15 protein-coding genes are annotated in these 12904 nt (G+C 75.1%); 3 read left to right on the forward strand and 12 right to left on the reverse strand.

Annotated elements, in window-relative coordinates:
- Positions 1 to 131: 131 nt before the first annotated feature.
- The 3 genes from AB0M03_RS04220 to AB0M03_RS04230 all read right to left on the reverse strand — a co-directional run bounded on the left by AB0M03_RS04220 (position 132) and on the right by AB0M03_RS04230 (position 3963).
- Positions 132 to 2141, reverse strand: a complete 2010-nt coding sequence (locus tag AB0M03_RS04220) for a fructose-specific PTS transporter subunit EIIC (RefSeq protein ID WP_363488204.1) — start codon at positions 2139 to 2141, stop codon at positions 132 to 134.
- A 119-nt stretch (positions 2142 to 2260) separates the two neighbouring features.
- Positions 2261 to 3205, reverse strand: coding sequence for a 1-phosphofructokinase (gene pfkB / locus AB0M03_RS04225; RefSeq protein ID WP_363488206.1), 945 nt, complete (start codon positions 3203 to 3205; stop codon positions 2261 to 2263).
- The gene (locus AB0M03_RS04230) at positions 3202 to 3963 is read right to left on the reverse strand and encodes a DeoR/GlpR family DNA-binding transcription regulator (RefSeq protein ID WP_363488208.1); all 762 of its coding nucleotides are present in this window, start codon (positions 3961 to 3963) and stop codon (positions 3202 to 3204) included. Before AB0M03_RS04230 ends, pfkB begins: the two co-directional genes overlap by 4 nt.
- Positions 3964 to 4218: 255 nt before the next feature.
- Here AB0M03_RS04230 and AB0M03_RS04235 point away from each other — a divergent pair, with 255 nt between their 5' ends.
- Positions 4219 to 4491, forward strand: coding sequence for an HPr family phosphocarrier protein (locus AB0M03_RS04235; RefSeq protein ID WP_363488210.1), 273 nt, complete (start codon positions 4219 to 4221; stop codon positions 4489 to 4491).
- Positions 4488 to 6155, forward strand: a complete 1668-nt coding sequence (gene ptsP, locus AB0M03_RS04240; protein ID WP_363488212.1) for a phosphoenolpyruvate--protein phosphotransferase — start codon at positions 4488 to 4490, stop codon at positions 6153 to 6155. The genes AB0M03_RS04235 and ptsP overlap by 4 nt, the downstream gene beginning before the upstream one ends.
- Positions 6156 to 6178: 23 nt before the next feature.
- On the opposite strand, the gene AB0M03_RS04245 is transcribed toward ptsP, so the two are convergent.
- Both AB0M03_RS04245 and AB0M03_RS04250 read right to left on the reverse strand, forming a co-directional pair.
- On the reverse strand, positions 6179 to 7363 hold the full coding sequence (locus AB0M03_RS04245; protein ID WP_363488214.1) for a hypothetical protein: 1185 nt from the start codon (positions 7361 to 7363) through the stop codon (positions 6179 to 6181).
- 38 nt (positions 7364 to 7401) lie between these two features.
- A complete protein-coding gene (locus AB0M03_RS04250) occupies positions 7402 to 7932 on the reverse strand; it encodes a SigE family RNA polymerase sigma factor (protein WP_363488216.1) in 531 nt (176 codons plus the stop codon).
- Positions 7933 to 8029: 97 nt separating this feature from the next.
- On the opposite strand from AB0M03_RS04250, the gene AB0M03_RS04255 reads away from it, so the two are divergent.
- On the forward strand, positions 8030 to 8572 hold the full coding sequence (locus AB0M03_RS04255) for an SLATT domain-containing protein (protein ID WP_363488218.1): 543 nt from the start codon (positions 8030 to 8032) through the stop codon (positions 8570 to 8572).
- Positions 8573 to 8582: 10 nt separating this feature from the next.
- Here the strand turns inward: AB0M03_RS04255 and AB0M03_RS04260 are convergent, their stop codons facing one another.
- The 7 genes from AB0M03_RS04260 to AB0M03_RS04290 all read right to left on the reverse strand — a co-directional run bounded on the left by AB0M03_RS04260 (position 8583) and on the right by AB0M03_RS04290 (position 12834).
- Positions 8583 to 9185, reverse strand: coding sequence for a DUF4291 domain-containing protein (locus AB0M03_RS04260; protein WP_363488220.1), 603 nt, complete (start codon positions 9183 to 9185; stop codon positions 8583 to 8585).
- Positions 9186 to 9236: 51 nt separating this feature from the next.
- Positions 9237 to 9848 carry a hypothetical protein gene (locus tag AB0M03_RS04265; RefSeq protein ID WP_363488222.1) on the reverse strand — a complete coding sequence of 204 codons (612 nt, stop codon included), beginning with the start codon at positions 9846 to 9848 and terminating at the stop codon, positions 9237 to 9239.
- Positions 9848 to 10693 carry a pentapeptide repeat-containing protein gene (locus AB0M03_RS04270; RefSeq protein WP_363488224.1) on the reverse strand — a complete coding sequence of 282 codons (846 nt, stop codon included), beginning with the start codon at positions 10691 to 10693 and terminating at the stop codon, positions 9848 to 9850. The genes AB0M03_RS04265 and AB0M03_RS04270 overlap by 1 nt, the downstream gene beginning before the upstream one ends.
- Positions 10694 to 10785: 92 nt before the next feature.
- Positions 10786 to 10959 (reverse strand): hypothetical protein, encoded by a 174-nt coding sequence (locus tag AB0M03_RS04275; RefSeq protein ID WP_363488226.1) that lies wholly within the window; start codon positions 10957 to 10959, stop codon positions 10786 to 10788.
- Between the two features lie 84 nt (positions 10960 to 11043).
- Entirely contained in the window at positions 11044 to 11568 is a 525-nt protein-coding gene (locus tag AB0M03_RS04280) for a DUF4240 domain-containing protein (protein ID WP_363488228.1), read from the reverse strand.
- 67 nt (positions 11569 to 11635) lie between these two features.
- Positions 11636 to 12052, reverse strand: a complete 417-nt coding sequence (locus tag AB0M03_RS04285) for an HIT family protein (RefSeq protein WP_363488230.1) — start codon at positions 12050 to 12052, stop codon at positions 11636 to 11638.
- Positions 12049 to 12834, reverse strand: coding sequence for a sterol desaturase family protein (locus AB0M03_RS04290; RefSeq protein ID WP_363488232.1), 786 nt, complete (start codon positions 12832 to 12834; stop codon positions 12049 to 12051). Before AB0M03_RS04290 ends, AB0M03_RS04285 begins: the two co-directional genes overlap by 4 nt.
- Between the last annotated feature and the right edge of the window lie 70 nt (positions 12835 to 12904).

Raw genomic sequence — 12904 nt, forward strand, 5'->3', positions numbered from 1 at the left:
CACCACTCCTCGCCGTTCCTTTCGTCCACCGGGGGCGCCGTTTCCGGGGTCGTCGTTCCGGGGTTCGTGGTGGGCCTGGGGTTGTGGGTGCGCTCTCCGCGCACCGCACCCCTTCGCCGCTGCGCCGACCGTCAGGCGGCCGTGCCGGCCAGTACCTTGCCCGCCGGGTCGGGCTCCGACCCCGCAGCCGCCGGGACGGGCCGCCGCAGGCCCTTCAGCAGGATCACCAGGCCCGCCGTGACCACCGTGCCGGCCCCGATCGCGATCAGGTACAGCACCGGGCTGCCGATCAGCGGCAGCACCCAGATGCCGCCGTGCGGGGCCCGCAGCGTCGAGCCGAAGGCCATGGTCAGGCCGCCCGCGACCATGCTGCCCGCCATCGCCGAGGGGATGACCCGCAGCGGATCGGCCGCCGCGAACGGGATCGCGCCCTCGGTGATGAACGAGGCCCCGAGCACCCAGGCCGCCTTGCCGTTCTCCCGTTCCTCGCGGGTGAACAGCCGCCGCCGCACGGTCGTCGCCAGCGCCAGGCCCAGCGGCGGGGTCATGCCGGCCGCCATCACCGCGGCCATCACCTTGAGGCTGCCGGCGTCCGGCACCGAGCCCGCGGTGGTGAGCGCGCCGGCCGCGAAGGTGTACGCCACCTTGTTCAGCGGGCCGCCCATGTCGAAGGCCATCATCGCGCCCAGCAGCAGGCCGAGCAGGATCGCATTGGTGCCCGACAGGCTGTTCAGCCAGTCCGTCAGGCCCTTCATCGCGGTGGCGATCGGCGAACCCAGCACCACGAACATCAGGAAGCCCACCGCGGCCACCGACAGCAGCGGTATCACCACCACCGGCATGATCCCGGCGATCGCCCGCGGCACCTTCCAGCCGACCATCCAGCGCACCAGCAGGCCGGCGATCAGACCCGAGGCGATGCCGCCGAGGAAGCCCGCCCCGACCGTCACCGAGACCGCGCCGCCCACGATGCCGGCCGCCAGCGCCGCCCGGTCCGCGATCGCGTACGCGATGTACCCGGACAGGATCGGCACCAGGAAGGCGAAGGCCGCCGCGCCGGTCTGGAAGAGCAGCGCCGCCCAGCTCTGCTGGGACGCCCAGTCGAAGTGGCCGACCACCGACGGCGCCGAGGAGATCTTGTACCCGCCGAGCGCGAAGCCCAGCGCGATCAGCAGACCGCCCGCCGCGACGAACGGGATCATGTAGCTGACGCCGGTCATCAGGTAGCCGCGCAGCCGCTTCGCCCAGTGCTCCTGCCGCTGCTTCGGCGCCGGGGCGGCCGCCGGCCGCTCCGTGCGTGCCGGGCCCGCGGCGGCCAGCGCCACCGCCTCGGCGACCAGCTCGTCCGCGCGGTTCACACCCGCCTTCACCCCGACGTCCACCGTCGGCAGGCCGGCGAACCGGGCCCGGTCGCGGACCTCCACGTCGTGCGCCAGGATCACCGCGTCCGCGGCGGCGATCACCGCCGGGTCCAGCGGGGTCGAGCCCGCCGATCCCTGCGTCTCCACGTGGATGGTGGCACCGGCCCGGGCCGCGGCCTGCTCCAGTGCCTGCGCCGCCATGTAGGTGTGCGCGATGCCGGTCGGGCAGGAGGTCACCGCGACCAGCACCGGGCCGCCCGCCGAGGACACGGGGGCCGGTGCGGGCGCCGGTGCGGCGGTCGCCGCGGGCTCCGGCGAGGGGGCCGGCTCCTCGTCGTTGACCAGGGCGGCGACCGCACTCGGGTCGGTCGCCGAGCGCAGCGCACCGGTGAAGTCCGGGTCCATCAGCCGGCGGGCCAGCGAGGCCAGGATCTGCAGGTGGGCGTCGTCCGCGCCGTCCGGGGCGGCGATCATGAACACCAGGTCGGCCGGACGGCCGTCCGGGGCGTCGAAGTCCAGGCCGCGGGAGCTGCGCCCGAAGGCCAGGCTCGGCCGGGTGACGTGGGCCGAGCGGCAGTGCGGGATGCCGATCCCGTCGCCCAGGCCGGTCGGCGCCTGCGCCTCGCGGGCGGCCACGTCGGCGAGGAAGCCGTCGAGGTCGGTGACCCTGCCCTCGGCGGCGAGCCGCTGGGCCAGGGCGCGGAGGGCCTCAGCCTTGTCGTCGGGGGCGAGGTAGAGATCCACGAGCGCAGGTGTGATCAGTCTGCCGTTGTCGCTCATCGTGTCGGTCCTTCACCAGTCGTGCACAGGTGCGTGGTCGGTTCCTGTTGCCCCCAGGTCCTTCCGGTCGGCCGTCCGGGACGGCCGGTGCGCAGCTGCGGCCCTCGGCCGCGCGTGGTTCAGCGGCCCAGTGGCAGCTCCCTCGGAACGTCTGCGGTCACCACGACGGTGTCCGGTTCCAGGTCGGCCGGGATCGGCATCACACTGCCCGGCAGCCGGACGGCGGCCGCGCCGTGCGCCAGCGCGGAGGCCAGCGCCTTCGGGCCGATGCCGCCGGCGCTCAGGAACCCCGCCAGCGAGGCGTCGCCGGCACCGACGTCACTGCGCACCTCGTCCACCGGGGCGGTGCCGTACCAGGCGCCCTCCTCGGCGACCAGCAGCATGCCGTCCGCGCCCAGGCTGGCCAGCACCTGCTGGGCGCCGAGCTCGCGCAGCCGGTGGGCCGCGTCGAGGGCCTCGCCGAGGGTGGCGATCGGCTGCCCGACGGCCTCCGAGAGCTCCTCCCGGTTGGGCTTGACCACGTCCGGGCCGGCCGCCAGGGCGGCCAGCAGGGCCGGTCCGGAGGCGTCCACGGCGATCCGGGCGCCGCCCAGGTGGGCCTCGGCGACCAGGTCGGCGTACCATTCGGGCGCCAGGCCGCGGGGGAGGCTGCCGCAGCAGGCCAGCCAGTCCACGTCCGCGCCGGCGGCCTGCCGCCGCACCGCGGCGAGCAGCGCGGCCGACTCCTCGGGGGTCAGCCGCGGGCCCGGTGCGTTGACCTTGGTGAGCGGGCCGCCGCGCTCGACGATCGAGACGTTGATCCGGGTGTCGCCGGAGACCGGGACGGCCGCCACGTCGATGTCCTGCCGGTGCAGCAGCTCGGCGAGCAGCCGGCCGGGGGCGCCGCCCAGTGGCAGCACGGCGGCGGTGCGGTGGCCGGCCGCGGTGAGCGCGCGGGCCACGTTGACGCCCTTGCCGCCCGGGTCGAGCCGGTCCCCGGTCGCCCGGTTGACCTCGCCGCGGGCCAGCTCGGGCAGCTCGTAGGTACGGTCGAGGCTGGGGTTGGGGGTGACGGTGACGATCATGCGCGGATCACTTCCGGTCCGAGTTTTTCGATCTCTGCGGCCTGCTTGGCGGTCAGCCCGGTGTCGGTGACCAGGACGTCGACCTGCTCCAGCGAGCCGAACCGGGCGAAGTGCCGGGCACCGTACTTGGAGGAGTCGGCCACCAGCACGATCCGGCGCGCCCCGGTGACCATCGCCCGCTTGACGGCCGCCTCGGCGAGGTCGGGCGTGGAGAGCCCGCCCTCCGGCGAGAAGCCGTTGGTCGCGACCACCGCCACGTCGGCGTGGATGTCGGCGAGGGCCCGCAGCGCCCAGTCGTCCACGGCGGCGTGGGTGCGGTGCCGCAGCCGGCCGCCGATCAGGTGGAGCGCGAGCGAGGGGTGGTCGGCCAGCCGTGCCGCGACCGGCAGCGCGTTGGTGACCACGGTCAGGGTGCTCTCGATCGGCAGTAGCGCCGCCAGCCGGGAGACGGTGGTGCCGGCGTCCAGCAGCAGGCTGCCCTCGGCGGGCAGCAGGGCGAGCGCGGCGCGGGCGATCCGCTCCTTCTCGTCCGCGGCGGTGGAGTCCCGCTCGGCGAGCCCGGGCTCCAGGTGCAGCGCTCCGGCGGGCAGCGCGCCGCCGTGCACGCGGCGCAGCAGCCCGGCCCGGTCGAGCGCACTGAGGTCGCGCCGGATGGTCTCCTGCGTGACGTTGAACTCCTCCGCCAGCGAGGGGACGTCGACTCGGCCCCGGGCCTGGGCGAGCTGCAGGATCTGCTGCTGACGCTCTGGAGCGTACATGTGGGATCGGGTCCGTTCATGTCTGTTTACGCCTGGTTGACTCCGACGATACGCCCGTGACGCGGAAAATCAAGAGTCCGAACATGTGGGATTTCTGCCCGATTACGTTGACACTCGGCATGAGCCGGGCGTAAAACCAAATGCAACCCACCCGGCAACGGGTGCGTCACCCCCGATCACCCGGTACCCGCGGCACGCCCCCACCGCCGGTACCGGGCCGGCGGCCGACCGCCCACCCCACCGAAGGACAGCACCGTGCCCCAGCTCCAGGTCATCGTCGGCGCGCAGAGCGGCCTGCACGCCCGCCCCGCCTCCCTCTTCGTCCGGGCCGCCGCCCGGCAGACCGTCAAGGTCGGCGTCGGTCGCCCTGGCCAGACCCCCGTGGACGCCCGCAGCCTCCTGTCGGTGCTCGCCCTCGCCGCCGGCCACGGCGAGACCCTCGAACTCACCGCCGACGGCGACGGCGCCCAGGACGCCCTCGGCGAACTCGCCGCGCTGCTCGCCGACGACCTGGACGCCGTCCGGTGAGCACCGCACCGCTCGCCGGGATCGGCGTCGGCAGCGGCAGCGCCGCCGGAGCGGTCGCCAAGGCCGCCCCGGCGCCCGTGCTGCCGCCGCCCCGCCCGGTCACCGACCCGGCCGCCGAGACCGCCGCCGTCCGCGCGGCGCTCGCCGAGGTCGTCGCCGACCTCGAGGCACGCGCCGCCCGGGCCGGCGGGACGGCCGCCGACGTCCTCACCGCCCAGGCGATGATCGCCGCCGACCCCGTCCTCGCCGACCGGGCCGCCGAACTCGTCGCCACCGGCACCGACGGCCCGCACGCCGTCACCGGGGCGTACGCGGCCTTCCGCGCCGCCCTGCTCGCCGCCGGCGGCTACTTCGCCGAACGCGCCGCCGACCTCGACGACCTGCGCGACCGCGCGGTGGCCCGGCTGCTCGGGCTGCCGATGCCCGGCCTGCCCGACCCCGGGCACCCGTACGTCCTGGTCGCCGACGACCTCGCACCGGCCGACACCGCCCTGCTCGACCCCGAGCGGGTGCTCGCCCTGATCACCGTCCGCGGCGGCCCCACCAGCCACACCGCCATCCTCGCCAAGGCCCTCGGCCTGCCCGCCGTCGTCGGCTGCGCCGGCGCAGCCGGACTGCACGACGGCCGGCAGGTGCTCGTCCTCGCCGCCGAGGGCACCGTCCACCCCGACCCGGGCCCCGAGGACGTGCGCCGTGCCGCCGAGGAGCAGCGGCGCCGCCGCGAACGGGCCGCCGGCGCCACCGGGCCCGGCCGCACCGCCGACGGGCACCCCGTCGCGCTGCTGGTCAACCTGGGCGCCCTGCACGAACTCGACGGCGCGGCCGCCGCCGACTCCGAGGGCGTCGGCCTGTTCCGCACCGAGTTCCTCTACCTCGACCGCGAGCAGGCCCCCACCGTCGAGGAGCAGACCGCCGCCTACCGCACCGTTTTCGAGGCCTTCGCCGGCCGCCGGATCACCGTCCGCACCCTGGACGCCGGCGCCGACAAGCCGCTGCCCTTCGCCACCGCCGCCGACGAGGAGAACCCCGCGCTCGGCGTGCGCGGCCTGCGCACCGCCGTCCGCGACCCGCAACTGCTGGAGACCCAGCTCGCCGCGATCGCCGAGGCCGCCCGCAGCACCGGCGCCGACGTCAGGGTGATGGCGCCGATGGTGTCGCTGCCCGCCGAGGCCGCCGCCTTCGCCGCCCGGGTCCGCGCCCACGGACTCCCCGCCGCCGGGGCCATGGTCGAGGTGCCGGCCGCCGCACTGCGCGCCGAACGGCTCGCCGAGGCCTGCGACTTCCTCAGCATCGGCACCAACGACCTCGCCCAGTACGCCTTCGCCGCCGACCGTACGCTCGGGGCGCTCGCCGAGCTGCTCGACCCCTGGCAGCCCGCCCTGCTCGACCTGGTCGCCGCCACCGCGGAGGGTGCCGCGGCCCGGGGCGTACCGGTCGGGGTGTGCGGGGAGGCCGCCGCCGACCCGGACCTCGCGCCGGTGCTGGTCGGCCTCGGCGTCACCGGCCTCTCCGCCGCACCCGCCTGCCTGCCCGAAGTGCGGGCAGCCCTCGCCGACCGCACCCTGGCCGACTGCCGCCGGCTCGCCGTCCTGGCCCGCACCGCCCCCGACGCGGCCACCGCACGGGCCCGTGTCCGCGAAGCCCTCGGTGCGCCGGCCGACTGACCGCCCTGCCCCGGGCTCCCCGGTCAGCCGCGCCAGGCGGGGGCGGCGGCCAGGGCCCTGAGCCGGTCCAGGTCCAGGGCGGGGGTGCCGGGCAGGAAGGTCCGGGCGTTGGGGCCGTTCCACTCGGAGACGGTCACCCGGGTGCCGTCCGGGTGGAGCGCCTCGGCACCCCACTGCACCTCCGGGCCGTCCGTCGCGTCGGACTCCCGTTCGGCGCGGACCACCACGGCGGTGCCGTCCGCGGTGTGCGTCAGCTCCGGGCCGCGGCCCGACTCGAAGACCGTCCGCGGGTCGTCCCGGCCGCCCTGCTGCCAGTGCGGGTCGACGGTGACCGTGAGCCAGCTCGTCCGGCCCTCCAGGGTGACCTCCAGCCGGACGGTGCCGGGCCGCCCGGGTCCGTTCGCCGGCCCCGCCACCGCACCGGCCGGCAGCAACCCGGTCACCGTCCCGTGCAGGGCGGACGCCGGTGGGGTCGAGACTCCGGGCTGCGGCGGGTCGGTTACCTGCACACCGCCGAAGCCGACGTCCCAGGCGCTGCTCTGCAGCACCGCGGCCGCCTGCTCGCCGGTGATCGGGGGATCGCCCTGCGCGCTGCGGTTGAACGAGTCGATCCGCACCTGGCGCCCGTCCGGGTGGGTGTACGTCGCGATCATGGTCTTGCCCATCTGGGGCAGTTCCGGCAGCAGCACATTGACCATCAGCACCGAACCGTCCGGTTGCACCGTCCGGCTGCAGCTCTCGGTCGCCCGCTCCGACGGGTCGAAACAGTGCGCACCGCGGGAGAACTCGGTCACCGGCGTGGAGATCCGGTCGAGCGAGAGGCTGACCGGCCCTGCGCCGCGCGCCGTTTCGATCTCGACGACGCCGGACGGCCCTCCCCGGACACTGCTCTCCTCCCCTGTGAAGCCGAGGGCACTGGTGATCCGGCCGCCGGGCAGCAGGGAGACCAGGGAATCGCGCATGTACTCCGCAGTGACCGTCGACCAGGGCTGCGCCGCAACCCCCCGGTCACTGCGCAGCGCCGGCACGGAACCGGCGGCCAGCAGCGCCACGGCAGCCGCGGCCCCGGTCAGCACGGCGGCCCGGCGCCGCCTGCGGCGCCGCACACCGCGTGCCGCCGCATCCTGGGCGAAGGCGAAGGCGTTCGGCTCGGGGGCCAGTTCGGCCGCCGACCGCAGGGCGACGGTGAAGTTCTCCTCGACGGGCATCCTCGTACTCCGCATCCTTGCGTACTGCTGGTCGTCGGTCAGGGGTGGACGAGCTCGTCGAGCTCCTCGCCGAGCACGGTCCGCAACCGGGCCAGCGCCCGGCTGCTGCGCACGCGCACCGCGCCCGGACTCAGCCGCAGCACCGCCGCGGTCTCCTCCGCGCTGCGGTCCTCCCAGTAGCGCAGCACCAGCACCGCCCGGTCCGGCGGTGGCAGCTCGCCGAGCGCCCGCAGCAACGTCACCCGCAGCGCATGGTCCGGGGCGGCCACCGCCGGCTCGGCGAAGGTGTCCGTGACGTGCTCGCTGCTGCTGCGCCGGCGGCGCCACGACAGGAAGGTGTTGACCAGGACGGTCTGCGCGTACCCGGCCGGGTTGGCCATCCGAGAGACCTTGCGCCACTGCCCGAACAGCCTGCCGAGCGCCTCCTGGGCGAGGTCCTCGGCGAGGTGCGCGTCCCCGCCGGTCAGCAGGTAGGCCGTTCTGATCAGGTGGCGCCCCCTCGCCGCAGCGAAGTCGATGAAGGCCGGCGGTTCGGTGGGCGCCGGGCGCGTCGTCGTTGTGCGGTCCATGACTTTCCAACGCGGTGGGGCAGTCGTTGCGTTACAGCGACCGGGTGTCGGCGGGGGCTGGCAGACTGTCAGGTCGAACCGAGGGGGAGGAGTGCCGATGGCGGGGGACGGTGGCGCGACGGGCAGCCCGGCGCAGCGTCAACTCGTGTATGTGGAGCAGGAGGTGAGCAGTCAGCTGCGGATCCGCACCCGGCGCAGGAATGCGGACCGCAAGCGGGCGTTCGGCCTGCAGATCTCCACGGTGGGCCTGTCGGCGGTGATCACCGTGCTGCTCGGGGTGCAGGTGGGGGAGCCGGCCCGGCAGTGGCTGGCGGACGTCGCGCTCGGGCTCGGTGCGGCGATCACCGTGCTCGCCGCCTGGCAGACGTTCTTCTCGCACCGCGCACTGTGGCTGCAGCGGGCCGACACCGTGCACCGCCTCGGCGCGCTGGAGCGGCGGCTCGCCTTCCACCGGGCCGGGCTCGGCGACGGGGAGCCCGACCCGGTGCAGGTGGCCGGGTTCCTCGCCGAGTACGAGGAGATCGCCCAGGCCGACCACGACTCCTGGACGCGGGTGCGGAGCGCGTCCGACCCGCAGGTGACCCTGCCGCCCGTGCAGGCGCAGGCACGGGCGGTGCTGCCGGAGGGCGGCGGCGCCTGACCGGGGGCGGTCAGACCGTGGCGCCGATGCGGGCTGCGATGCGGGCGGGGAGCGGGTAGGGCGTCTCGGCGGGGATCAGGGCGTCGGCCTGGTCGATGCGGCGGTCCCTGGCCAGGGCGCGGACCTCGTGGGCCAGTGCGGTGACGTCCTCGATGCCGGTGATCCACTCGTCCACGTAGCCCCGCACCGCCGGCCCGGAGAGGCCGAGTTGGAGCGCGCGGTGCTCCAGCGGGGCGAGCGTGGTGGAGCGTTCCGGGTCCCACTGCACGCGGACGGGGCTCGCCGCCAGCTCCGCCTGCCACTCGGCGCGGGAGGCGTGCCGGTCGCGGTCCTGGTGGCTCAGGCAGGACTGCGCCAGGGCGGACTCGAAGCCCGCCCGGGTGATCCGGACGGCCAGCACCCGCTCCTGGCCGGGCTTCCCGGCCCAGCCCGAGCGGTACATCATCCACCGGAACGAGGGCTTGATCCAGGTCATCCGCTCCCGCTTGAACGGCGGCACGAAGGTGCCCGCGGCGAGCGCCGCCTCGGCGATCTCCGGCGGGTAGGCCTGGTAGACCACCAGGGTCCGCTCGTCGTGGACGGCTCGGACGCCGCGGAACGGTATGTCGGTCACTCGGACTCCAGGGATCGGTGGGGCACGGTCGGGCGGCGGGGCCTGCGGCCGTCAGAGGTCGCCGATCGCGGCGACATGGTGGCCGCCGTCCGCGCTGCAGGCCCAGACGGCCGTGCCGGACGGGGCGACGACGGCGTGCAGGCCGAGGCGGTGGGCGGGGCAGACGGGCCGGACGCGGCGGTCGCGCTCCATCAGGCTCTCCTGGACGTGGGCGGCGACCGCGGCGGCGGCCGTCGCCGGGTCGCGGCCGCAGGAGGCGGGGAGGTCGCCGCCGTGCAGCCAGGCGTCGCCCAGGACGACGCCCGCGGACGGCGGGAACCACCCGTTCTGGACGATAAGCCGGGCCTCGTCGCGGAGACCGTGGGCGCGCAGGTCGCGGAGGACGGGCACCAGCGCCTGCCGGAGGGTCTCCAGCAGTTCCGGGGCCAGGTCGAAGCCGGGTTCGAAGCCGCTATCCGCCAGCAGTTCCCGGACCAGGCCGGCGAGCTCGGCGGGCGGGATGTCGCCGGGCCGGCGTTCGACCGCCTCGCGGACGGCCGGGCCGTCGTTGCCCCGGTCGAGGAGTTCGCAGGCCAGCGTCGCGACATCGGCCGGGTCGAGCGGGTGCTCGCCGCGCAGCGCGCGGTGGAGCCGCGCGCAGAGGGCGTCGATCGGGTCCTCCATCAGCGGGCGGCGGTCCAGTGCGCGGGGCGGTCGAGGCCGGCGGGGAGCCGGGTGGCGGCGTCGCCGCGGGCCGCGTTGAGCTGGGACTGGGTGAGGAAGATCGCGCCGGTCAGGTCGGCCCCTGCCAGGTCGGCGTCCCGCAGGTCGGCCCCGATGAGGTCGGCGCTGCGCAGGTCGGCCCGGCTCAGGTCGGCGGCGATCAGGTACGCGCCGCGGAGGTTGGCGCCGCGGAGGTTCGCGCCCTTGAGCCTGGCGCCGATCAGGTCGGCGCCGCGGTGGTTGCGGGTGCGGCCGGGCACGCCGGCGCGGACGAGTTCGCCGACCCGCAGCAGCAGTGTGTTGACCTCGTGGCGCAGGGCCGGGACGTCCAGTGCGGTGATGTCCTCGGCGCTGCCCAGGCTGAGGCGCTCGGTCCTGTCGAAGGCGCGCCGGAGTTCGGGGTGGACGGGCCGGGCGGCGGGCAGCGCCAGGCCCTCGGCGAGGTAGTGCAGCAGCTCCTGGAGCTGGCGCACGACCGGGAAGACCGCGAACATCTGCCGCGCGGAGCCCGGGTGCCGGCGCCAGTCGTCGCCGCCGAAGGTGATCTGCGAGACCTTCTGGCCGGCGCCGAAGCACTCGAAGACGGTGCAGCCGCGGTAGCCCCGGTCGCGCAGCTGCGTGTGGATGCCACAGCGGAAGTCGGCCTGCAGATTGCCGCAGGGGGTGCTGGCGTCCTTGTTCGCGGCGAAGTCGGCGGAGGCCGCGAACGGGAGGGCGACGCAGCACAGGCCGAAGCACCGCGAGCAGTCGGACCGCAGGTCGGCGCCGTCCGGGGCGGGTACGGGGGAGGGCTGCTGGCGGGACAACGTGCGTCGTCTCCTCGGTGCGGAGGTGCTCTGGACGTGCACATTCTCGCCGAAAGACCGGGGCGGGCTCGAATCGTTTCCCGCCGCGGGCGTCACTCCCCTTCGAGGAGGACCTGGAGCTGCTTGAGCTTGCCGGTGGTGGAGACGACGGCGGTGACCTGCTGGGAGCCGGTCACCCCGGCCTTCCGGGCGGCCTGGACGAACTTCTCCAGTTCGTCGAAGGTCAGGTTCTTCGAGGCTCCGCTGAACTTCAAGGGAACTGTCATACCGTCATTGTGCGCGGGGTCGGGCGCGGGCGGCCGGTGGCCGAGGCGCGTGTCGGGCAGGTGTGTTGGGCGCGGATGCGGGCTTCACGCCCCGTACAGGGCCGCGAGCCGGGGAAGGCGCCGTACGGTCGCGTCGTCGTCGGCGAAGTCCCATTCGAAGACGATCTCCGGGTACCGGATCGAGTAGCAGTCGCCGGACATCTGCTCACCGGTGGCGGCGAGATGGGCGTCCCAGGCCAGGCCGAGGGTGCTCTCGCACTCCAGGTCCTCGTCCCGCTCGGCGGCCTCGCGCACGCTCCGCAGCCCGGCGAGCGTGTCCGGTGCGGCGACGGCCTGCTCGAAGGCCTGCTGCCCGCAGGTGATCAACCAGCCGCGGAAGTAGTCGAAACCGTCGTCCGAGCAACCCCCGTTGATCACGTACGCGGCGCCCCACAGCCCGCCGCGGTAGGAGTCGGCCATCAGGTCCCAGAGGATCTGCTGGGCGGCGATGATGTCCCGCCGAGGGCGGGCGGCGAGCAGAGCGGTGGCGCGCTCGACGACGGCCTCGGCGTCCTCCGGGGCGGGCCGGCGGGCTTCTTCGATCAGGTCCCAGAACTGCTGCTCGTCCATGCCGCGGAGCATGCCGCACGCCTCTGACAACGCCCCGGTGCAGGACGAGCGCTCCCGCGGACGGTGCTCAGCCGGCGTCGAGGGCGGCGCGGATCAGGGCGGCGGTCTCGGCGGCGTGCGCGTCGTCGCGGTAGCGCGTCCGAGGCCAGAAGAAGCCGCGCAGGCCGTCCTTGGGATTGCGCGGCACCACGTGGACGTGCAGGTGCGGCACCGACTGGCTGATCCGGTTGTTGGCGGCCACGAAGCTGCCCGCCGCCGCCATCGCCGACTCGACCGCCCCGGCCAGCCGTTGGACGCGTGCGAAGTACGGACCGATCTCCTCCGGCAGCAGGTCGGTCAGGGTGGGTACGTGCCGCGGCGGCACCACCAGCACATGGCCGGGGAACAGCGGCCGGTGGTCCAGGAAGGCCACCGCCGCCCCGTCCTCGAACACCCGGTGGGTGTCCGCAGCACCGGCCACGACCTCGCAGAAGATGCAGCTCATGCCGGTGATTGAAGGCCATCGGGCAGCCGGACGGCCGCAGGGTCGGCGGCGTGTCGCATCCGGTCGTACGCCGGGTCGACCGTGCCGAACAGGCGGTCCCAGACGGTCGTGTAGAAACCGAAGTTGACGCTCGCGTCGAGGTGGTGACCGACGTGGAACATCGGCAGCGCCACCCAGCGGAACAGCGGCCACCGCCGCACCCGGGCCGGCAGCGGCTCCACCCCGAGGTGGCCGAGCAGCCCGAAGACCAGGTTGAGCACCAGGTATCCGCCGAGGGCCGGCACGGACAGCTCCCACACCATGAGCACGGCCAGCCAGGCACCGCCGAAGCCCGCCACCTCCAGCGGGTGCAGGGCGAACAGCGTGGCCGGGCGCGGGTCCGGGAAACGGTGGTGCATCTCGTGCGCCAGCCGGTACAGCCGCCGCCGGTGGGCGATCCAGTGCGCGGCGTACATCAGTGCGTCCATGACCAGCGTGAACGCCGCCAGTTCGAGCAGCGCCCCGGGCCCGGTCGCGGTGGACACCGTGATCCAGCCGGCCTTCCACAGCGCCCATCCGGCCACCCCGACAGCGCTGTTGAGCAGTACGGCCACCGCCACCAGCGCCGCCTCACCGGCGGTCACCGGGCCCGGCACCGGTGCGACCCTGCGGTACCCGTAGCGGCGGACCAGCCATCCGCCCGCCAGCAGCGCCGCCACCAGCAGCCCCACGTTGAACACCAGCGCCCCGGCCACCACCTCGCCCGCCCCCAGGCGGCCGACCCACCCCAGGAATCCGTCCATCGCCCCAGCCTGCCACGGCCCCGTGACAGGAGATCCGGCGGGAGGGGGAGCCTGTGGGGAGGCCTGCCGA

This window comes from Kitasatospora sp. NPDC051914 (genome assembly GCF_040680995.1).
Taxonomy (GTDB): domain Bacteria; phylum Actinomycetota; class Actinomycetes; order Streptomycetales; family Streptomycetaceae; genus Kitasatospora.

What these genes read in the sequence shown, in the direction of transcription:
- AB0M03_RS04220 (WP_363488204.1), bottom strand. Translation starts at nt 2,141, where the DNA reads ATGAGCGACAACGGCAGACTGATCACACCTGCGCTCGTGGATCTCTAC.
- pfkB (WP_363488206.1), bottom strand. Translation starts at nt 3,205, where the DNA reads ATGATCGTCACCGTCACCCCCAACCCCAGCCTCGACCGTACCTACGAG.
- AB0M03_RS04230 (WP_363488208.1), bottom strand. Translation starts at nt 3,963, where the DNA reads ATGTACGCTCCAGAGCGTCAGCAGCAGATCCTGCAGCTCGCCCAGGCC.
- AB0M03_RS04245 (WP_363488214.1), bottom strand. Translation starts at nt 7,363, where the DNA reads ATGCCCGTCGAGGAGAACTTCACCGTCGCCCTGCGGTCGGCGGCCGAA.
- AB0M03_RS04250 (WP_363488216.1), bottom strand. Translation starts at nt 7,932, where the DNA reads ATGGACCGCACAACGACGACGCGCCCGGCGCCCACCGAACCGCCGGCC.
- AB0M03_RS04255 (WP_363488218.1), top strand. Translation starts at nt 8,030, where the DNA reads ATGGCGGGGGACGGTGGCGCGACGGGCAGCCCGGCGCAGCGTCAACTC.
- AB0M03_RS04265 (WP_363488222.1), bottom strand. Translation starts at nt 9,848, where the DNA reads ATGGAGGACCCGATCGACGCCCTCTGCGCGCGGCTCCACCGCGCGCTG.
- AB0M03_RS04275 (WP_363488226.1), bottom strand. Translation starts at nt 10,959, where the DNA reads ATGACAGTTCCCTTGAAGTTCAGCGGAGCCTCGAAGAACCTGACCTTC.
- AB0M03_RS04280 (WP_363488228.1), bottom strand. Translation starts at nt 11,568, where the DNA reads ATGGACGAGCAGCAGTTCTGGGACCTGATCGAAGAAGCCCGCCGGCCC.
- AB0M03_RS04285 (WP_363488230.1), bottom strand. Translation starts at nt 12,052, where the DNA reads ATGAGCTGCATCTTCTGCGAGGTCGTGGCCGGTGCTGCGGACACCCAC.
- AB0M03_RS04290 (WP_363488232.1), bottom strand. Translation starts at nt 12,834, where the DNA reads ATGGACGGATTCCTGGGGTGGGTCGGCCGCCTGGGGGCGGGCGAGGTG.